General features: G+C 61.2%; 18 protein-coding genes. 8 read left to right on the forward strand and 10 right to left on the reverse strand.

Annotation, left to right across the window (positions count from 1 at the left end; translation table 11 throughout):
* Window positions 1–21: 21 nt before the first annotated feature.
* On the reverse strand, window positions 22–693 hold the full coding sequence (locus LQ249_RS09330; protein WP_046384302.1) for an NADPH-dependent F420 reductase: 672 nt from the start codon (window positions 691–693) through the stop codon (window positions 22–24).
* Between the two features lie 99 nt (window positions 694–792).
* Between LQ249_RS09330 and LQ249_RS09335 the strand changes: the two genes are divergently transcribed.
* Together LQ249_RS09335 and LQ249_RS09340 are read left to right on the forward strand one after the other, a co-directional pair.
* Window positions 793–1,689, forward strand: a complete 897-nt coding sequence (locus LQ249_RS09335; protein WP_169863919.1) for a LysR family transcriptional regulator — start codon at window positions 793–795, stop codon at window positions 1,687–1,689.
* A gap of 176 nt (window positions 1,690–1,865) precedes the next feature.
* A complete protein-coding gene (locus LQ249_RS09340; RefSeq protein WP_046384301.1) occupies window positions 1,866–2,195 on the forward strand; it encodes a YXWGXW repeat-containing protein in 330 nt (109 codons plus the stop codon).
* A gap of 7 nt (window positions 2,196–2,202) precedes the next feature.
* Here LQ249_RS09340 and LQ249_RS09345 read toward each other — a convergent pair whose 3' ends face one another.
* The 4 genes from LQ249_RS09345 to LQ249_RS09360 form a co-directional block, all read right to left on the reverse strand.
* A complete protein-coding gene (locus LQ249_RS09345) occupies window positions 2,203–2,598 on the reverse strand; it encodes a PIN domain-containing protein (protein ID WP_057003768.1) in 396 nt (131 codons plus the stop codon).
* A complete protein-coding gene (locus LQ249_RS09350) occupies window positions 2,595–2,852 on the reverse strand; it encodes an AbrB/MazE/SpoVT family DNA-binding domain-containing protein (RefSeq protein ID WP_026140263.1) in 258 nt (85 codons plus the stop codon). The genes LQ249_RS09345 and LQ249_RS09350 overlap by 4 nt, the downstream gene beginning before the upstream one ends.
* Before the next feature lie 165 nt (window positions 2,853–3,017).
* Window positions 3,018–4,391 carry a nucleotide 5'-monophosphate nucleosidase PpnN gene (ppnN, locus tag LQ249_RS09355; protein ID WP_046384299.1) on the reverse strand — a complete coding sequence of 458 codons (1,374 nt, stop codon included), beginning with the start codon at window positions 4,389–4,391 and terminating at the stop codon, window positions 3,018–3,020.
* 149 nt (window positions 4,392–4,540) lie between these two features.
* Window positions 4,541–5,365: an aspartyl/asparaginyl beta-hydroxylase domain-containing protein gene (locus LQ249_RS09360; protein WP_046384298.1), complete on the reverse strand. Its 825-nt coding sequence runs from the start codon at window positions 5,363–5,365 to the stop codon at window positions 4,541–4,543.
* A 320-nt stretch (window positions 5,366–5,685) separates the two neighbouring features.
* On the opposite strand from LQ249_RS09360, the gene fabV reads away from it, so the two are divergent.
* Window positions 5,686–6,879: an enoyl-ACP reductase FabV gene (gene fabV / locus LQ249_RS09365; RefSeq protein WP_046384297.1), complete on the forward strand. Its 1,194-nt coding sequence runs from the start codon at window positions 5,686–5,688 to the stop codon at window positions 6,877–6,879.
* 176 nt (window positions 6,880–7,055) lie between these two features.
* A complete protein-coding gene (locus tag LQ249_RS09370; protein WP_057003767.1) occupies window positions 7,056–7,679 on the forward strand; it encodes an HAD family hydrolase in 624 nt (207 codons plus the stop codon).
* Here the strand turns inward: LQ249_RS09370 and LQ249_RS09375 are convergent.
* Window positions 7,676–8,581 (reverse strand): LysR family transcriptional regulator, encoded by a 906-nt coding sequence (locus LQ249_RS09375; protein ID WP_057003766.1) that lies wholly within the window; start codon window positions 8,579–8,581, stop codon window positions 7,676–7,678. The two genes, LQ249_RS09370 and LQ249_RS09375, sit on opposite strands and share 4 nt — an antisense overlap.
* Window positions 8,582–8,684: 103 nt before the next feature.
* On the opposite strand from LQ249_RS09375, the gene LQ249_RS09380 reads away from it, so the two are divergent.
* Window positions 8,685–9,854, forward strand: a complete 1,170-nt coding sequence (locus tag LQ249_RS09380; RefSeq protein WP_046490477.1) for an aspartate aminotransferase family protein — start codon at window positions 8,685–8,687, stop codon at window positions 9,852–9,854.
* A 118-nt stretch (window positions 9,855–9,972) separates the two neighbouring features.
* Here the strand turns inward: LQ249_RS09380 and punR are convergent, their stop codons facing one another.
* Window positions 9,973–10,887: a DNA-binding transcriptional activator PunR gene (gene punR / locus LQ249_RS09385; protein WP_046384294.1), complete on the reverse strand. Its 915-nt coding sequence runs from the start codon at window positions 10,885–10,887 to the stop codon at window positions 9,973–9,975.
* Window positions 10,888–11,009: 122 nt separating this feature from the next.
* Between punR and punC the strand changes: the two genes are divergently transcribed.
* A complete protein-coding gene (gene punC / locus LQ249_RS09390; RefSeq protein ID WP_134939682.1) occupies window positions 11,010–12,194 on the forward strand; it encodes a purine nucleoside transporter PunC in 1,185 nt (394 codons plus the stop codon).
* Window positions 12,195–12,312: 118 nt separating this feature from the next.
* Here punC and LQ249_RS09395 read toward each other — a convergent pair whose 3' ends face one another.
* Entirely contained in the window at window positions 12,313–13,146 is an 834-nt protein-coding gene (locus LQ249_RS09395; protein ID WP_046384292.1) for a hypothetical protein, read from the reverse strand.
* A 158-nt stretch (window positions 13,147–13,304) separates the two neighbouring features.
* Here LQ249_RS09395 and LQ249_RS09400 point away from each other — a divergent pair, with 158 nt between their 5' ends.
* Entirely contained in the window at window positions 13,305–14,807 is a 1,503-nt protein-coding gene (locus LQ249_RS09400; RefSeq protein ID WP_046490485.1) for a nucleobase:cation symporter-2 family protein, read from the forward strand.
* 87 nt (window positions 14,808–14,894) lie between these two features.
* Here the strand turns inward: LQ249_RS09400 and LQ249_RS09405 are convergent, their stop codons facing one another.
* Together LQ249_RS09405 and LQ249_RS09410 are read right to left on the reverse strand one after the other, a co-directional pair.
* Complete coding sequence (locus LQ249_RS09405) at window positions 14,895–15,827, reverse strand: proline iminopeptidase-family hydrolase (protein WP_057003762.1); 933 nt, start codon at window positions 15,825–15,827, stop codon at window positions 14,895–14,897.
* 94 nt (window positions 15,828–15,921) lie between these two features.
* Entirely contained in the window at window positions 15,922–16,686 is a 765-nt protein-coding gene (locus LQ249_RS09410; RefSeq protein WP_046384289.1) for a LuxR family transcriptional regulator, read from the reverse strand.
* A 184-nt stretch (window positions 16,687–16,870) separates the two neighbouring features.
* Here LQ249_RS09410 and LQ249_RS09415 point away from each other — a divergent pair, with 184 nt between their 5' ends.
* Window positions 16,871–17,758 carry a proline iminopeptidase-family hydrolase gene (locus LQ249_RS09415; protein ID WP_017848864.1) on the forward strand — a complete coding sequence of 296 codons (888 nt, stop codon included), beginning with the start codon at window positions 16,871–16,873 and terminating at the stop codon, window positions 17,756–17,758.

Here is a 17,758-nt window from a genome sequence, read left to right on the forward strand (position 1 = left end):
GGGCTTTTTGTGGGCGCGTGTTTATGCGCGGGGGTGGGTGCGCTCCACCGCAGGCAGTTCAACCGTTCGTTCGGCTGCCGCCAGCGCCGCCGTCAAGCCGGCTCGGTCCAGCACAACGCAATAGGCCGGTTTTGCCCGCTCGAAGCGCCAGCTTTCATCCAGCCCACCGGCATCCACGGCGTCGAAACCGAGTTCGTCGAGTAACTCGATCACTTGCGCTTTCGCCGCGGCGTCATCCGCCGCCACCGGCAGTGCGCGGCGGTCGGGTGCGCCGTGAGGGCGGGCGTCCCGCGTCAGGTCCGGTGCAAAGATTGCGTTGAATACCTTCACCACATGGGAATGCGGCAAATGCTCGGCGAGCAGCCGGCTGGTGGTGGTTTCAAAACGGTCCAATTCAGGGATATGCCCGTCGCGCTCGGGGTAGTAATTGTTGGCGTCCATCACTGTTTTGCCTTCCAGCCACTGCGCGGGCACGCTGCGGTAATGTTCCAGGGGGATCGCCACGAGGACCACGTCGCCAAATCTGGCTGCGTCTTGCGCGCTGCCCACTTTAACGCCCCAGATGCCGCTGAGTACGCTGCTCATGGACTGCGGGCCGCGGGAGTTGCTCAACATCACTTCGTGACCGGCCGCCAGCGCCAGTTGGGCCACCGCGCGTCCGATGAAACCTGCTCCAATCACGCCAATCTTCATGGCCTTGCTCCTGCAAAGTAGGGGAGCGGTTATGATGATTAACAATCACAGGGTGATAAACGAGCGTATTGGCGTGGGTGTCGTTACTGGGAGTTGGGAATGATGGACCGTCTTTCGAGCATGAATGCCTTTGTGGTCGCCGCCGAGTTGGGCTCGTATGCGCGAGCCGCCGAGCGTTTGAATATGTCGGCGCAGATGGTGGCCAAGCATGTCACAGCGCTGGAGCAGCGCCTGGGTGCGCGCTTGCTCAATCGCACCACGCGCCGACAAAGCCTGACGGAGTTGGGTAGCGCTTACTACGAGCGTTGCAAGCATATTCTGACGGAGGCTGAGGCCGCCGATTCCCTGGCGCAGATCATGAATGACACCCCACGCGGCACGCTGAAAATCACCGCCCCGGTGACCTTCGGCTCCTACAGCCTGATGCCCTTGGTGACCGCGTTTTTGCGTGACAACCCCGATGTGAACATCGACCTGCACCTCACCGATCGTTTTGTCGACCTGGTGGAGGAAGGCTACGAAGCCGCCTTCCGCATTGGCCCCCCGGCGATCACGGGGCTGACCGCCAGGCCCCTGGCGCCGTATCGCCTGGTGGTCTGCGCGGCGCCGGCCTACCTGGCGGCACGAGGCACACCGCTGTGGCCGGCGGACCTTCAACAGCATGAATGCCTGGGCTACGCCTTCTGGTCACGCCCGGCAGATCGCGAATGGGTGTTCTACCAGGGCTCGGTCCCGCACACCGTGCAGGTTGCCAGCCGTTTGCAGATCAACGAAAGCAGGGCCTTGATGTCGGCCGCGCTGGATGGGTTTGGCATTGTGCTCGGCCCGGAAGATTTTCTGCGCCCGGCCCTGGCCAGGGGCGAGTTGGTGCGAGTGCTGCCGGACTTTGACGCGCCGAGCCGGCCCATGCATTTGGTCTACACCGCCAACCGCCAGCGTACCGCCAAGTTGCGGCGTTTTGTCGAGGCTGTGCTGGAGCGCTTTGGCCCGGCTTGAGCGTTCAAGTCGCGACTCGGCCTTCCGTCTGTTCCTCGGGATGCACTGTCGGCAGGTTCAGCAACCCGACAGACACCACCTGTTAAAAAGTACCCAGGCCTTGCAGGAGCGCGGCTGGAACAAGGGGGGATTTTTTACTGAGGCAGGTGTGGGGCGTTAGCGCCCGAGGGGTTTGTATGTTGCTACGTTATGCAGCATTGGCGGCCATGGTCGTCGCGGCGTCCGGGTGTGTGCAAGAGCGTGTCGTGCATGAGCGTCGACCGGTAGAACGTGAGTATGTGGAAGTGGTCGCGCCACAACCGCCGCCGATGCAAGTGATCGAAGTCGAGCCGGCGGTGCGCGAAGGTTATGTATGGTCACGCGGGTACTGGCGTTGGGAAGGCGGGCGTTATGTGGCGGTACACGGCCATTGGGAGCCGGTGCGCGAGGGCTACCGTTATGTGCATCCGCATTGGGTGCAACGAAATGACGGTTACCACTGGCAGCATGGTGGCTGGGTTCGCTGAACCCCGCTCAGGCCAGTCGCTTCATGCCCGCAGCCTTGGCCGCATCGAGGTCAAAGGTGGCGGTGTACTCGCAGCCGGCTGCGTGGGCGCAGCGCGCTATCAAACAGTCGGCGAAATCGGCTTTGTTCGCCGAAAACCGCCGGAGCGCCTGCCAGATGATCTCGGCATGCTCGACGATCAATTCACGGGTTCGCAGCAGCGTTTCCAGCACCGCCACCACATCGCTCTTGGCTGACTGGTAGCAACTTTGTAGCACCCATACCAACTCCACCACCGACACCAGGCTGACAAAGCCTGGCGACAGGGTGGTGAGGGATTCGATCAGCTCGGATGCCTTGGCGGATTGGACCGGATCATCCTGGGTGACATAGCGCACCAGCACATTGGTATCCAGGCCGATCATCGGGCTTTCGCTCCCTGTGCCGCAATCGCGCGGTTCATGTCCTCGATGGAAATGGCCTGGGCAGGCTTGCGGATCAGCCCCTTGAGGTCGTGAACGGTTTTGCTCGCGGCAATAATGGAAAATTTGCCGTCTTCCATTTCGACGAATTCAACCCGGTCTCCCGTTTCCAGGCCCAGGGCTGTCCTGACCTGGACGGGGATGGTGATTTGTCCTTTTGAAGTCAGCGTGGCGGTCGCCATATTGAAGGTCTCCATCGTGATGCTCCTTACATTAGGGTAAGGCGCCTGGGAGAACAAGATCCGTTGGTCCATAGGTCGCTCCTCGGTGTGGGTCAGTCGGGCTTCGTAAAAACGATAGCCCGACGTCTCCCGCCGACAAGCCTGAACACAAGGTTAAAGCGCTACAGCATGTGTGCTGACTTATTGCACCACGCGGTAGCACGGCACATATGCCGCGCCACCCGGCAACTTCATGCGGTGCTGGGCGACGAACGCCTGCAGCAGTTCATCCAGCGGCTTCATGATGGCTGGGTCGCCATGGATCTGGTAAGGGCCGTTCTGCTCGATCAGGCGAATGCCCTTGTCCTTGACGTTGCCCGCCACAATCCCCGAGAACGCGCGACGCAGGTTGGCTGCCAGTTCATGGGGTGGCAGCGCGTGGTTCAGTTGCAGGCTGGCCATGTTTTCGTGGGTCGGGTCGAACGGGCGCTGGAAGCCTTCGTCGATCTTCAACAGCCAGTTGAAGTGGAACGCATCGTTACGCTCGCGGCGGAACTGCTTGACGGCCTTGAGCCCGGCGGTCATCTGGCGGGCCACTTCGGCCGGATCGTCGATGATGATCTGGTAGTGCGCCTGCGCGGCCTCGCCGAGGGTGGCGCCGACGAATGCGTGCAACTGTTGCAGGTACGGTGCGGCGTGCTTTGGCCCGGTGAGGATGACCGGGAACGGCAGGCCGCGGTTGTCCGGGTGCATCAGGATGCCCAGCAGGTAGAGGAACTCTTCCGCCGTGCCGGCGCCGCCCGGGAAGATGATGATGCCGTGGCCGACGCGCACGAAGGCTTCCAGGCGCTTCTCGATGTCCGGCAGGATCACCAGCTCATTGACGATCGGGTTCGGTGCTTCCGCAGCGATGATGCCCGGCTCGGTCAGGCCCAGGTAGCGCCCGCCGTTGATGCGTTGCTTGGCGTGGGAAATGGTCGCGCCCTTCATCGGCCCTTTCATCACGCCGGGGCCGCAACCGGTGCAGACGTCGAGGCTGCGCAGGCCCAGTTCGTGGCCGACTTTCTTGGTGTATTTGTATTCTTCGGTGTTGATCGAGTGCCCGCCCCAGCACACCACGATCTTCGGCTCGACACCCGGGCGCAGCGTGCGTGCGTTGCGCAACAGGTGGAACACGTAGTCGGTGATGCCCTGGGAGTTGCTCAGGTCGATGCGCTGGCTGTCCAGTTCGTTCTCGGTGTAGACGATGTCGCGCAGGGCGCTGAACAGCATTTCGCGGGTACTGGCGATCATTTCGCCATCGACGAAGGCGTCGGCCGGGGCGTTCAGCAGTTCCAGGCGCACGCCGCGATCCTGCTGGTGGATACGCACTTCAAAGTCTTTATAGGCGTCGAGGATGGTCTTGGCGTTGTCGATGTGCGCGCCGGTGTTGAGGATGGCCAGGGCGCACTGGCGGAACAGGGTATAGATGCTGCCGGAGCCGGCTTCGCTCAGTTGCTGGACTTCACGCTGGGAGAGTGTTTCGAGGCTGCCCTTGGGGCTGACGGAGGCATTGATGACTTGACGTTGGGGCATTCTGATTCCTTGAAAGCACAGCCACCGCGCCCGTCATGGGGGCGATGGCTTGAGAAGAATGGGCGCCGGATACGGTCGCACGAGACGGCTATTTTCGCTGGCCCGCAGGCGCTACGCAAATACTGTCCAGCCCCATCATGCCGCAGAACCTACTGGATCAGCTTCCAGTTTTTGTAGAAAACCCGACGCAGCGTGAACACCAGGCCGGCAAACCCTGTGATCACGGCATTGAGGACGGCGGGCAACGCGGTCGGCCGCACGATATCAATGAACAGGCAGTAGCGCTTGGCATCGTTCTTGTTGAAGGACGCATGCATCAGCGTGTCATCGAAGATAAACAGTGGGTCGTCGTGCCAGTAATGCTTGTGTTTGCCCACCTGGATGTACACGCCCTCATGGTGAGGCGCCGGCGCCATGTTATAGAGCACCCGGAACATCATGCGCAGGGGGCCGAAGTGGAAGGAGGTCGAACGGTTTTCGTTGAACACCGACACGCCGATGGTCTTCACGAACGGCAATTTCTTGCGCAGTTCCGGGATGTCCAGGGTGGTTTCGATCGGCCGGCCGTACCATTGGAAAAACAGCATGCCGCGTTTCTTCTCGGCCATGCGTTCGTCCAGGTAGCCGATGATTTCATCCTTGTGGGCCATGGCGTCGTCGATCACCTGTTGCAGGTCTTCACGCCAGGCGGGCGGCAGGTCGCGCATCGTGTAGACGTGGCGGTTGCGGCTGCTCAGCAGGTCGAACAGGGTGTTGAACGGTGCCAGCAGCCAGGTATTGCGGCCGCTGCCGATGAAATATTTCTTGAAGGTGTCGCGGTCATACAGGCCGTTACGCAGGAAATCATAGATACCGCAGACCAGCACGAGGCCGAGGAACACCACGGTGGTCAGGGGAAAGAGGTAGATAATCAGCAGGACGCCGAATGCCCAGGCGAACGACACGGCTTTTTTGCGTAACGCAGATTTACTCATGAAACTCAGCTCCAGCTGGACTCCATTCGACAGGTCCAGATGCGTGGCTGCGAGTGGTGGGGTTGCGAAACATATCGAAACAACCTCGTCATGATAAGACGTTCTCAGGTCGATGGGCGTTTTAAATATTACGAAATTGTGAAGAACGGACACAGTTTTTAACCCGCGGCGCGGCTTGCGCGGCGAGTTTTGGATTGGATTTTGTAAACAGAAGATTTGCGACTATCGTGACGCTTCGGTTTTTTGGACGTCATAGACCGGTACGATTACGTTGAATGGCCACCATTGGCCTTCGGCACCTTGGAAGAGGCAGAAATTTTATGATCATCAAACCGCGGGTTCGTGGCTTTATCTGTGTGACCGCTCACCCTGTTGGCTGTGAAGCGAACGTCAAGGAACAGATCGACTACGTCACCCAACACGGCGTCATCGAAGGCGGCCCGAAAAAGGTGCTGGTCCTCGGTGCTTCCACCGGTTACGGCCTGGCCGCGCGCATCAGTGCTGCGTTTGGCTGCGGCGCTGATACCCTGGGCGTGTTTTTTGAGAAAGAAGGCGAAGAAGGCAAGCTGAGCTCCGCCGGCTGGTACAACAGCGCCGCGTTCGAGAAGTTTGCCGTCGAAAAAGGCCTGTACGCCAAGAGCATCAACGGCGACGCGTTCTCTGACGAGATCAAGCGCCTGACCATCGAGACCATCAAGAAAGACCTGGGCAAGATCGACCTGGTGGTCTACAGCCTGGCCGCGCCACGCCGCACCGACCCGCAGGGCGTGGTGCACAACTCCACGCTCAAGCCGATCGGCAAGGCCGTGACCCTGCGCGGGATCAACACCGACAAGGGCGTTGTCGTCGACACCACCCTTGAGCCGGCCACCCAGGAAGAAATCGACGGCACCGTGAAAGTCATGGGCGGCGAAGACTGGCAGCTGTGGATCGACGCCCTGCGTGAAGCGGACGTGCTGGCCGAAGGCGCCAAGACCACGGCGTTCACCTACCTCGGCGAGAAGTTGACCCAGGATATCTACTGGAACGGCTCCATCGGCGAAGCCAAGAAGGACCTGGACAAGAAAGTCCTGACCCTGCGCGACAACCTGGCCGCACTGAAGGGCGACGCCCGCGTGTCGGTGCTCAAGGCTGTGGTCACCCAGGCCAGCTCGGCGATCCCGATCATGCCGCTGTACCTGTCGTTGCTGTTCAAAGTGATGAAAGAGCAGGGCACTCACGAAGGTTGCATCGAGCAGGTCTATGGCCTGTTCAAGGACAGCCTGTACGGCCGCGAGCCGAAGCTCGACGCCGACGGCCGCCTGCGTGCCGACCTGGCCGAGCTGCAACCGAAAGTCCAGGACGCCGTGGCTGCGCTGTGGAATCAGGTCACCGACGACAACGTCAACGAGATCAGCGATTTTGCCGGCTACAAGGCTGAGTTCCTGCGCTTGTTCGGCTTTGAGATCGACGGCGTGGACTACGAGGCTGATGTGAATCCGACCGTGAAGATCAACGGTCTGGTCCAAGCCTAAACACGCTCGAAAAACATGTGGGAGCGGGCTTGCCCGCGATTGCAGTGGGTCAGCCGAAACCTCCGGCACTGACAAACCGCCATCGCGAGCAAGCCCGCTCCCACATTCGTTGTGTGTAAAGCCATCGCGATCTGCCAGACTCCATCCGCTATCAACTCACGCTAACGGAGGATCTGATGACGATTCGTGCAGTCGTTTTTGATTTTGGCGGTGTCCTGTTCGATTGGAGCCCGCAGCACCTGTACCGCCAGCTGATCGCCGATGAAGAGGAGCGGCAATGGTTCCTCGACAACATCTGCACCCAGGCCTGGAACACCGAGCAAGACGCCGGTCGCACCCTGGCCGAGGCGACGCGCAGCCTGGTCGCGCAATATCCCCAGCACGAAACCTTGATCACGGCCTACTACGACCGCTGGCATGAAATGCTGCGCGGGCCGTTGCCCGAGGGCGTGGCCATTCTCAAGGCGCTGCATCAGGCCGACGTGCCGCTGTTCGGGCTCACCAATTGGTCGGCCGAGACGTTCCCCTATGCGCGGGCCAACTACCCGTTCCTGCAGTGTTTTCGCGATATCGTGGTCTCCGGCGAGTTGAAGCTGATCAAGCCCGATGCCGCGATCTATCACGCCAGCCTCGGCCAGGTGCGCGCTCATCTGCCGGATATCCAGCCTGCCGAAGTGGTGTTCATCGATGATGTCGCGGGCAATATCGACGCGGCTATCGCCCTGGGCTGGCAAGGCATTCACCACGTTTGCGCCGAGCGCACCGCTGAGCGTCTGCGTGAATTGGGCGTGGGCTTTTAGCGCGCCCATTTCTCCAGGGCAAAATCCACGAAAGCCCGCAGTTTAGGCAGGCGGTAACGATCCTGGCCGTACAGCAAATGCATGGGGCGGCGGGGCAGTTGATAGGCGGTCAGCAAGGCCACCAGCTTCCCGCTCTGCAGGTCGGGCTGCACCAGGGCATCGGGCAGCATGACGATGCCCATGCCTTGCACTGCCGCCTGGCGCAGGGCTTGCGAGCTGTTGATGGTCAGCGAGCCGGACACCGGAATCTCCACTTCGCCGTCCGCGTCGCTCATGCGCCACAGTTTGTCGGCGTTACGCCAATCGTCGCCGGATGGGTAGGCGAAGGCCAGGCAGTCGTGTTGTTGCAGATCCTCGGGCGTTTGCGGCGTGCCGCGTCGCGCCAGGTAATCCGGCGCGGCGCACAGGGTGATGGTGTAGTCCTGCAGGGGCCGGGCGATCAGGCTTGAGGGTTCCAGCTCGCCCAGGCGGATGGCCACGTCGAAGCCGCTGTCGACCAGGTCCATGCGTTGATTGCTGAGCACCACGTACAACTTGATCTGCGGGTAACGTTGGGAAAATTCGCTCAAGGCCGGCGCCAGGCGTTCGGTGCCGAAGGCGGGCGGGGCGGTGATGCGCAGGGTGCCCTTGGGCACGTCGCTGTGGGCCTGTTCGGCCAATTGCTCGGAGTCGGCCACCAGCCCCAGCACTTCCAGGCAGCGCTGGTAATACTGCCCGCCGAATTCCGTGAGGCTTTGCTTGCGCGTGGTGCGCTTGAGCAGGCTGACCCCCAGGCGTTGCTCCAGGGCGCGCAAATGGTTGCCGACCATGGTGGTCGACATCCCACTGGCATGGGCCGCGGCGGTCATGCTGCCGGTCTCGACCACTTTCACATACACCGACATCGCCTGGAACAGATCCATTATCAAGCCCTGGTTTAAAGTCATTGCAGGAAAGCACAGTTTATCCAGCTTGGGTGGCTAACGATACTGGACCCATCCCAACCCAGCACTGGAGCTTGCCACCATGACCGCCGCTTGCCTGATGACCACTTACCAACCCTTGGCCTTGAGCTTTGCGCGTGGCCTGGGCACGCGCCTGTGGGACCAGCAGGGGCGCGAATACCTGGACGCCGTGGCAGGCGTGGCCGTGACCAACGTCGGGCACTCCCATCCGAAACTGGTGACAGCCATCAGCGAACAAGCCGGGTTGCTGTTGCACACCTCCAACCTCTACAGCATCGATTGGCAACAACGCTTGGCCCAGCGTCTGACCCAACTGTCGGGCCTCGATCGTGCGTTTTTCAACAACTCCGGCGCCGAAGCCAACGAGACCGCGCTAAAACTGGCGCGGCTGCACGGCTGGAAAAAAGGCATCGAGGCGCCGTTGGTGGTGGTGATGGAAAACGCCTTCCACGGCCGCACGCTGGGCACCATGGCGGCCAGCGACGGGCCTTCGGTACGCCTGGGGTTCCAGCGCTTGCCGGGGGATTTTCTCAAAGTCGGCTTCGGCGACCTGGCGGCGCTGGAGGCGATCACGCAAGCGTTCGGCACGCGCATCGCAGCGGTCTTGCTGGAACCGATCCAGGGCGAAAGCGGGGTGCAAGTGGCGCCGCCGGGTTACCTGAAAGCCCTGCGCGCTCACTGCACGCGCCACGGCTGGCTGATGATGCTCGATGAAATCCAGACCGGCATCGGCCGCACCGGCGCCTGGTTTGCCTTCCAACACGAGGGCATCGTGCCGGACGTGATGACCCTGGCCAAAGGCCTCGGCAACGGCGTGCCCATCGGTGCCTGCCTGGCCAGGAACGTGGCGGCCGACTTGTTCACTCCGGGCAGCCACGGCAGCACGTTCGGCGGTAACCCATTGGCCTGCCGGGTGGGTTGCACCGTGCTGGAGATCATTGAAGAACAAGGCCTGCTGCAGAATGCCGCGCAACAGGGCGAGCGCTTGTTGGCCCGCTTACGGGTGGAGTTGGATGAGCACCCGCAGGTCTTGGCGATTCGCGGCAAGGGCTTGATGATCGGCATCGAGCTGGCAGACCCGTGTCGCGAGCTGGCCCTGCGCGCCGCCGAGGAACATGGGTTGTTGATCAACGTGACGCGGGGCAAGGTGATTCGCCTGCTGCCGCCGCTGACCCTGGAGGCCAAGGAGGTCGAGATGATCGTGCGGGCCATCACCCGCTTGCTGGATTGAAATGAGATCCCCTGTGGGAGGGTGCTTGCCCCCGATGGCGGTGTATCAGTCGAGCAATCTGCAACTGACACACCGCCATCGGGGGCAAGCCCCCTCCTACAAGGGATTCCGGTGACCTTCAGTGGTCACTCCCATTCAACCACTCTTGGTTCATCGTCTCGCTATCCCCCAGGTAGTCCAGCAACCAACTCATCGCCGGGGACAGTTTGTTCTGTGCCCAGGCCACGCATGACGGGCTGGCCGGGAACGGCCGGCGCAGTTGCAGCGCGACCAGCTCACCGCGTTCGATCCACGGCAACACCTGATGCGCCGGCGCCATGCCGACGCACAGGCCGTCGCGCAGGCAGTCAATGGCCGAGGCCCAGTTTGGTACCACCAGCCGGCGCTGGTTATCCAGGGTCCAAGTATCGCGCTTGGGCAGGTTGCGCGAGGTATCGGTCATGCACAGGGACGCGAACGGGCGCAGTTGATCGTCACTGAGCAAACCATCCAACGCCGCCAGCGGGTGTTTCGCGCTGACCACGCACAACCAGTTCAACAGGCCCATATCGCGAAACGTAAAGTGACTCGCCACCGGCACCGCGCTGGTGGCGCCGATCACGATGTCGGTGCGCTCATCGGCGAGGGCGTCCCACACGCCGTTGTACACCTCGTACTCCAGCAGCAATTCCACGTCAGGGAACCGCCGATAGAAATCCAGCACCAACTGCCGGCAGCGCTGGGGTTTGACGATGGAGTCCACCGCGACCTTCAACTGGCCGCTCCAGCCATTGGCCACTTGCTGGCACAGGCGCCGTGTACCGAGCATGGTTTTCATCACGCCGCGGGCTTCGTCTATAAATAGACGGCCGGCCGCGGTGAGCTCGACGTCGCGATGGCGCCGCACGAACAAGGGCACGGCCAGCCACTCTTCCAACTGACGCACCGTGTAGCTGATGGCCGACGGCACGCGGTGCAATTCCTGGGCGGCGGCGCTGAAGCTGCCATGGCGTGCGACGGCATCGACCACATCCAGGGAGTATTCGGACCACATGGCGGTTGCCTTCAAATTAATTGATAGAAGTGTCCAATTATTATCGCTTCACAGAGAGGCTGCCAGCTTCATAATGGGCAGCAGTCAGCAAATAGTTTGATGGCAGGTTCAACAAGGCTTCAATGAAAAATTCTTTTGGTTTCACCTGGTACCTGGCGGGGCTGAGCATGCTCGGTTATCTCGCCATGGACATGTACTTGCCGGCGTTCGGCGCCATGGGCGAGCAATTACACATCGGCGCGGGCGCGGTGGGCGCCAGCTTGAGTATTTTCCTCGCGGGCTTTGCCGTGGGGCAGTTGTTGTGGGGGCCGTTGTCTGACCGACTGGGGCGCAAACCGATCCTGCTCACGGGCCTGAGCCTGTTCGTGCTGGGTTGCGTCGGCATGTTCTGGGTCGAGACCGCCACGCAGCTGCTGGCACTGCGTTTTATCCAGGCGATTGGCGTGTGTTCCGCCGCCGTGAGTTGGCAGGCACTGGTGATTGACCGCTACCCGGCCGACAAGGCTCACCGCGTGTTCGCCAGCATCATGCCGCTGATGTCGTTGTCGCCGGCCCTGGCGCCGCTGTTGGGGGCCATGGTGCTGAATCACTTTGGCTGGCAGGCGATTTTCGCGGTGTTGCTGGGCGTGTCGCTGCTGTTGCTGCTGCCGACTCTGTTCCTGCGCACGGCGCCGAAACGGCTGGCGGAGGCGGGCGAACCGACGCGCCTCGGTTATGGACAACTGCTCGGCTCGCGCGTGTTCACCGGCAACGTCATGATCTTTGCTGCCTGCTCCGCCAGTTTCTTCGCCTGGTTGACCGCCTCGCCGTTCATCCTCGGCGATATGGGCTACAGCCCGAATGACATCGGCCTGAGTTATGTGCTGCCGACCCTCGCGTTCCTGATCGGAGGCTACAGCTGCCGCAGCGCGTTGCAGCGATTCCAGGGCAAGACGCTGTTGCCCTGGCTGCTGGTGGCCTACTGCATCAGCATGCTGGCGTTGTACCTGGTCGCCACCTTGAGCGTGCCGACCCTGACCACCTTGCTGATCCCGTTCTGCCTGATGGCGCTGGTCAACGGCGCCAGTTATCCCATCGTGGTGGCGAATGCGCTGATGCCGTTTGCGGAAAATTCCGGCAAGGCAGCGGCGCTGCAAAACACCCTGCAACTGGGCCTGTGTTTTCTCAGCAGCCTGTTGGTGTCGTCGATGCTCGAGCAGCCGCTGCTGATCACCGTGATCGTGATGCTGGCGACCGCGCCGCTGGCGGTGCTGGGTTACTGGTTGGCGCGGCCGAAAACCGATGATTCGCAATTGGCGAATGCTTGATCTGACAGGTGGGTGCTGGATTGCCTGCGCTGCATCAGGTTTACCGAGCCGATGCGATCGCAGGCAAGCCAACCCCCACACTTGATTGCGGCTTTTTCAGTGTCTTGAGCGGTAAATCCTAGAACGTCACTTCCATATTCAGCGTGGGTGTCGACGTGCGACTGCCCCGACCGCCGTCCACACCGAACTTGTTATGCCAGTACTCGTAGCCCACTCCGAGGTACAGGTTCGGCGTTACGCGCTTGCCGGGTCGCACCGCGACCATCAGCGCGCTACGCATCAGCGTTTCCGCTGCGGTATCGCGGCCGTGGAAGTCCTCGCCCTTGTTGCCGACATGGTTGATAAACCCCTGGAACTTGGCCGCGTGGCTGCCGATCTCGAACGGACGCATCCACGTCAGGTTGAGCATGTAGGTGTCGTCGAAGGTATGGTCCGACTCTTTCGCGCCGGGAATCCCGCTGTGATTGCGTTCTTTGTAATACATCAGGCTCAGGTCCAATACGCCGACGGTGTTGAACTTCAAGGTCGGGCCGAGCACCAGCGCGCGTTTTTTCGCCGAGGCAAAGTTGTTGTTGCGGTTGGCATCGAAGCCCAGGGTCAGGGCGTAGTCCTTGATCAGCCCGGTGCCCAGCGGCGTATCGAAAACGCGAGAGGCATACAACTGGTGTCGGTATACCGCATACACCTCACTGCCGCCGTGGTCGGTGCCCTTGCGCGGGTCGCGGCTGTCGGACAAAAACACATCGAGGTTCAGAAAGTTGCTGCCGTACTGGTAGCCACTGGCGTGGGTGACGCTGTAGATGCGCTTGCTGAATGCATCGGGGTTGTTCGGGTTGGTGAATTGCTGGCCGTAGCGAAATCCTACGCTGTTGTTCATCCATTCCAGCGCGACAGCCTCCCCGCCGCCGAGGAGGGTCAATGCAACGGTTGCGCCCTGTAATGCCTTTTTCATTGTTTTAGGTCCTATGGCGTTCTGGCTCATGACGGCCGGATTGTTTTTGTAACGCCGGTGGAGGGTATCTTGTTCGAATGATTGTATACAACTCTATGGACATCTAGTCTCGGTATTGCATACAGTGGCGCCACAACAAAAACAGAGAACCCCTCACCATGACTATCCCGAAGGCGTCATCGCAACGACCCGAAGATGAGAATCTCGGCGTCGCCGCCAACATGGCTTACGGCCTGCAGCATGTGCTCACCATGTACGGCGGCATCGTTGCCGTACCGTTGATCGTCGGCCAGGCGGCCGGGTTGTCGCCGGCGGATATCGGCCTGTTGATCGCCGCGTCGCTGTTTGCCGGCGGCCTGGCCACGTTGTTGCAAACCCTTGGCCTGCCGTTCTTTGGTTGTCAGTTGCCGCTGGTGCAGGGCGTGTCGTTTGCCGGCGTGGCGACGATGGTGGCGATTGTCGGCAGTGATGGCGCCGGTGGGGTGCCGGCGATTCTCGGGGCGGTGATGGCTGCGTCGTTTATCGGGCTGCTGATCACGCCGGTGTTCTCGCGGATCACCCAGTTTTTCCCGCCGTTGGTGACCGGCATTGTGATCACCACCATCGGCCTGACGCTGATGCCGGTAGCCGCACGCTGGGCCATGGGCGGCAACAGCCGCGCGGCGGATTTCGGCAGCATGGCGAACGTCGGCCTGGCCGCGTTGACCCTGTTGCTGGTGTTGTTGCTGAGCAAGATCGGCAGCGCGACGATCTCGCGGTTATCGATCCTGCTGGCGATGGTGATCGGCACCGTGATTGCGGTGTTCCTGGGCATGGCGGACTTTTCCGGCGTGACCCAGGGGCCGATGTTCGGCTTCCCCACGCCGTTCCATTTCGGCATGCCGACCTTCCATGTGGCCGCGATCATTTCCATGTGCATTGTGGTGATGGTGACGCTGGTGGAGACTTCGGCGGACATCCTGGCCGTGGGCGAGATCATCGACACCAAAGTCGACTCCAAACGCCTGGGCAATGGCTTGCGTGCCGACATGCTGTCGAGTCTGTTCGCGCCGATCTTTGGTTCGTTTACCCAGAGCGCGTTCGCCCAGAACGTCGGCCTGGTGGCGGTCACCGGGGTGAAAAGTCGTTTTGTGGTCGCGACAGGCGGGTTGTTCCTGGTCGTCCTCGGCCTGCTGCCGTTCATGGGGCGGGTGATTGCGGCAGTGCCGACCTCGGTGTTGGGCGGTGCCGGAATCGTGTTGTTCGGCACCGTGGCGGCCAGCGGTATTCGCACACTGTCCAAGGTGGATTACCGCAACAACATGAACCTGATCATCGTGGCCACGTCCATCGGTTTCGGCATGATCCCGATTGCCGCGCCGAGCTTCTACGATCATTTTCCCAGCTGGTTCGCGACCATTTTCCATTCGGGCATCAGTTCGTCGGCGATCATGGCGATCTTGCTGAACCTGGCGTTCAACCACTTCACCGCCGGCAATTCGGACCAGCAGTCGGTGTTTGTGGCCGGGACTGAGCGCAGCCTGTGTTTCCAGGATGTGGCCGTCTTGCGCGAAGGCGATTACTTCAGGGGCGGCAAGCTGTTCGATGCCGAAGGCAAGGAGATTCCAGTGGTGGCCGAGGTGCCGAGAAAAACCGCGAAGGCCGAGACCAGCGAGGTTTGAAACGGTGGCAGCGGGTTTGCTCGCGATGGCGGTCAGGCGCTGACTGAACCACCGCCATCATGAGCAGGCCCGCTGCCACATTGCTCGTCAGCTTGCTTTGAGGGTCTTGTGCGGCACTGAACACGCCTCATCCAAAAACTTCACCACTGTCCCCATGCACGCCTGGCGCTCTTCGACATGGGGCATGTGGCTGGAGTCTTCAAACAGCGCCCAGCGCACATCCGCGATTTCATCCAGGAACGGCTTGACCACCAGCGGCGTGGCTTCGTCATGCCGGCCGGAAATCACCAGGGTCGGCACCTTGATTGCCGACAGACGGCCAATCACGTTCCAGTCCTTCAAACTGCCGATCACATGGAACTCGGTCGGGCCGCTCATGGCGTGGTACACGGTCGGGTCTGCATCGACCTGGGCGAACGTGCGCGCAACCTCGTCCGGCCATGGGTTGACCCGGCAGACGTGCTGGTCGTAGAAAATCCGCGAGGCGGCGAGGTATTCCGGGTCCTGGTAGGTGCCGGCGGCTTCATGCTTGAGCAGGGTTTCATGCACGCCTTCGGGCAGCAACTGACGCAGACGGTTGGCTTCGCTGACCCAGGTACGCATGCAGGTGGGCGAGTTGGCCGGGATAAACGCACGCAGGCCCTTGGGTTGCAGAATCGCGTGTTCGCTGCCGAGCATGCCGCCCCAGGATTGCCCGAGAATCGCGTAGTCCTGGCTGATTTGCAGGTGGTCCAGCAGGTTGTTCAGTTCGTCGAGGAACAGGCTGACAGTCCAGAAGGACGGGGCTTTGTCGGGCAAGTGCGTGGAGCGGCCGTTGCCCAGTTGGTCGTAGTGGATGACGGCGTGACCACTGGCGGCGACGTCCTTGAAGGCATCGACGTAATCATGGGTGCAGCCGGGACCGCCGTGGATGATCACCAGCGGTGTACGGCCCGAGGTCAGGTCGCCGGTGACGCGATACCAGGTCTGATAGGGGCCGAAGGGCGCAAACCCTTCGCGGACTTTTTCAATGAATTCCATTTCGTATCCTGCTTTGAAAAAAAAGTATCAGGGACACGATAATCGGCACGCGACGTTTAGGTAACTAGCAAAACAGCTAGGTTTTGCCGAAGGGTCAATCTTCCAGCAAACGGTAATGAGTGGCGCGCACCACGGCCTGTACGCGATTTTTCGCCCCCAGTTTGTGCATTGCCGAGGCAAGATGCAGGGTAACGACCGCCAGCGAGCGGCTCAGTTGCGTGGCGATTTCGGCGGCGGTCAGGCCGTCGGCGGCCCATTTCAGGCACTCGCGCTCGCGTTTGGTCAGACGGATATGCGGGTAGGTGCGTAGTTCATTGCTGAACAGTGGGTAGGCCGCTTCCTGCAGGGCATGGGAAATCAGGCCGAAATCCGACAAGCTCTGTTGCGCGTCCTCCAGCACCGTATGCGCCTTGCCGGTGCGCAAGCCGGTCAACGATGCGAAGCCGCCCCGGGGCAGATGAATCGGCACGCTGACGCCGCAGGTCAGTTGCTGGTCATGCAGGTAAGACGAGACGGGGGCGTGGCACGGGTCGATGATCTTCTGCAGCGCCGTCTGCGCCTTGGCCTCGTAGGACCAGACAAACGGCGACACCGTATTCAAGGCCAGGTGCTGCACCGGATCGATCTGGTAGAACCCTTCGCCGCACCACAAGGCATGCCAATCGGAAGGCGTGTTGCGCAGTTGCAGCACCGAAGGTGTGATCAACGTGCCGTTGAGGTCGATGGGCACCGGTGAGTAGTCATACACCAGTGCATCGAAACCCAACTGTTGGGCTAGGATAAACGCATTGTCCATCTGCTCGTCCAGGCTCCTGCCCGGCATGAGACGGTGATTGAAGGCAGTTAGCTTGGCCAGCATCCGTTCTGCTCCCGAATTCATATGAATCTCGACTTGCTGCAAGTAGAATGCCACGCCCCGGCGAAGGACTGCCAGGCCAAACCTATAAGAAATACTAGGTTATGGATGCACGGCATCCTCGGTAGCTTATGGCCTCATAAGCGGCCGCAACCCGCCAGGCCGATACCACACAAGGAACGTATGCATGTGGCGTGAAATAGCCCCCGACCAGCAGTACACCGTGCAAGTCGATGGCCATGACCTCGCGGTCTACAGCTTTGGCGAAGGCGATGAGGTGCTGTTGTGCCTCAACGGCGGGCCAGGGCTACCGTGTGACTATTTGCGCGACGCCCATGGCTGGCTCAAAGAGCATGACCTGCGAGTGGTTGCATTCGACCAGCTTGGCACCGGTGCTTCAGCCAGACCGACCGATGTTTCCCTGTGGGAAATCGGCCGTTATGTCGAAGAAGTCGAAACCGTGCGCCAAACCCTGGGCCTGGGCCGTGTGCATTTGCTCGGGCATTCCTGGGGCGGCTGGCTGGGCATCGAATACGCCATCCATTACCCCGATGCGCTGAAAAGCCTGATCCTGGAAAACACCGTCGGCGACATTCCGCACCTCTCCCAGGAACTCGAACGCCTGCGCGGCGCCCTCGGCAGTGAAACCGTGGCGATGATGCAGCGCCATGAAGCCATGGGGACGCTGGATCATCCGCAGTACCAGGCCGCGATCACCTTGCTCAATTATCGCCATGTGTGCCGCCTGGACGAATGGCCGGCGCCGCTCCGGCGCTCCCTCGACGACTGGAACATGGGCCCCTACGCGACCATGCAGGGCCCCAACGAATTTCTGTATATCGGCAACCTCAAGGACTGGAACCGCATCGCCGAGATGGCCGATTTCAACATGCCGATGCTGATCACCACCGGCCAGCACGACGAGCTCACCCCGGCCTGCGCCCTGCGCATGAAACTGGCCGCCCGGCACGCCGAATTGCATGTGTTCCGCAACAGCAGCCATATGCCATTTTACGAAGAGCCCCAGGCGTACTTCCCGGTACTGCTGGACTTCCTCGCTCGTCACCGAGGCTGA

This window comes from Pseudomonas sp. 7-41 (assembly GCF_021233075.1).
Classification (GTDB): Bacteria; Pseudomonadota; Gammaproteobacteria; order Pseudomonadales; family Pseudomonadaceae; genus Aquipseudomonas; species Aquipseudomonas veronii.

Excerpts from the sequence above, each read along its gene's own strand:
- LQ249_RS09400 (WP_046490485.1), top strand. The coding sequence starts at position 13,305 with ATGACTATCCCGAAGGCGTCATCGCAACGACCCGAAGATGAGAATCTC.
- LQ249_RS09360 (WP_046384298.1), bottom strand. The coding sequence starts at position 5,365 with ATGAGTAAATCTGCGTTACGCAAAAAAGCCGTGTCGTTCGCCTGGGCA.
- LQ249_RS09375 (WP_057003766.1), bottom strand. The coding sequence starts at position 8,581 with ATGGATCTGTTCCAGGCGATGTCGGTGTATGTGAAAGTGGTCGAGACC.
- punR (WP_046384294.1), bottom strand. The coding sequence starts at position 10,887 with ATGTGGTCCGAATACTCCCTGGATGTGGTCGATGCCGTCGCACGCCAT.
- LQ249_RS09410 (WP_046384289.1), bottom strand. The coding sequence starts at position 16,686 with ATGCTGGCCAAGCTAACTGCCTTCAATCACCGTCTCATGCCGGGCAGG.
- LQ249_RS09395 (WP_046384292.1), bottom strand. The coding sequence starts at position 13,146 with ATGAAAAAGGCATTACAGGGCGCAACCGTTGCATTGACCCTCCTCGGC.
- LQ249_RS09330 (WP_046384302.1), bottom strand. The coding sequence starts at position 693 with ATGAAGATTGGCGTGATTGGAGCAGGTTTCATCGGACGCGCGGTGGCC.
- LQ249_RS09340 (WP_046384301.1), top strand. The coding sequence starts at position 1,866 with ATGTTGCTACGTTATGCAGCATTGGCGGCCATGGTCGTCGCGGCGTCC.
- LQ249_RS09335 (WP_169863919.1), top strand. The coding sequence starts at position 793 with ATGATGGACCGTCTTTCGAGCATGAATGCCTTTGTGGTCGCCGCCGAG.
- LQ249_RS09345 (WP_057003768.1), bottom strand. The coding sequence starts at position 2,598 with ATGATCGGCCTGGATACCAATGTGCTGGTGCGCTATGTCACCCAGGAT.
- fabV (WP_046384297.1), top strand. The coding sequence starts at position 5,686 with ATGATCATCAAACCGCGGGTTCGTGGCTTTATCTGTGTGACCGCTCAC.
- LQ249_RS09405 (WP_057003762.1), bottom strand. The coding sequence starts at position 15,827 with ATGGAATTCATTGAAAAAGTCCGCGAAGGGTTTGCGCCCTTCGGCCCC.
- punC (WP_134939682.1), top strand. The coding sequence starts at position 11,010 with ATGAAAAATTCTTTTGGTTTCACCTGGTACCTGGCGGGGCTGAGCATG.
- LQ249_RS09370 (WP_057003767.1), top strand. The coding sequence starts at position 7,056 with ATGACGATTCGTGCAGTCGTTTTTGATTTTGGCGGTGTCCTGTTCGAT.
- ppnN (WP_046384299.1), bottom strand. The coding sequence starts at position 4,391 with ATGCCCCAACGTCAAGTCATCAATGCCTCCGTCAGCCCCAAGGGCAGC.
- LQ249_RS09380 (WP_046490477.1), top strand. The coding sequence starts at position 8,685 with ATGACCGCCGCTTGCCTGATGACCACTTACCAACCCTTGGCCTTGAGC.
- LQ249_RS09350 (WP_026140263.1), bottom strand. The coding sequence starts at position 2,852 with ATGGAGACCTTCAATATGGCGACCGCCACGCTGACTTCAAAAGGACAA.
- LQ249_RS09415 (WP_017848864.1), top strand. The coding sequence starts at position 16,871 with ATGTGGCGTGAAATAGCCCCCGACCAGCAGTACACCGTGCAAGTCGAT.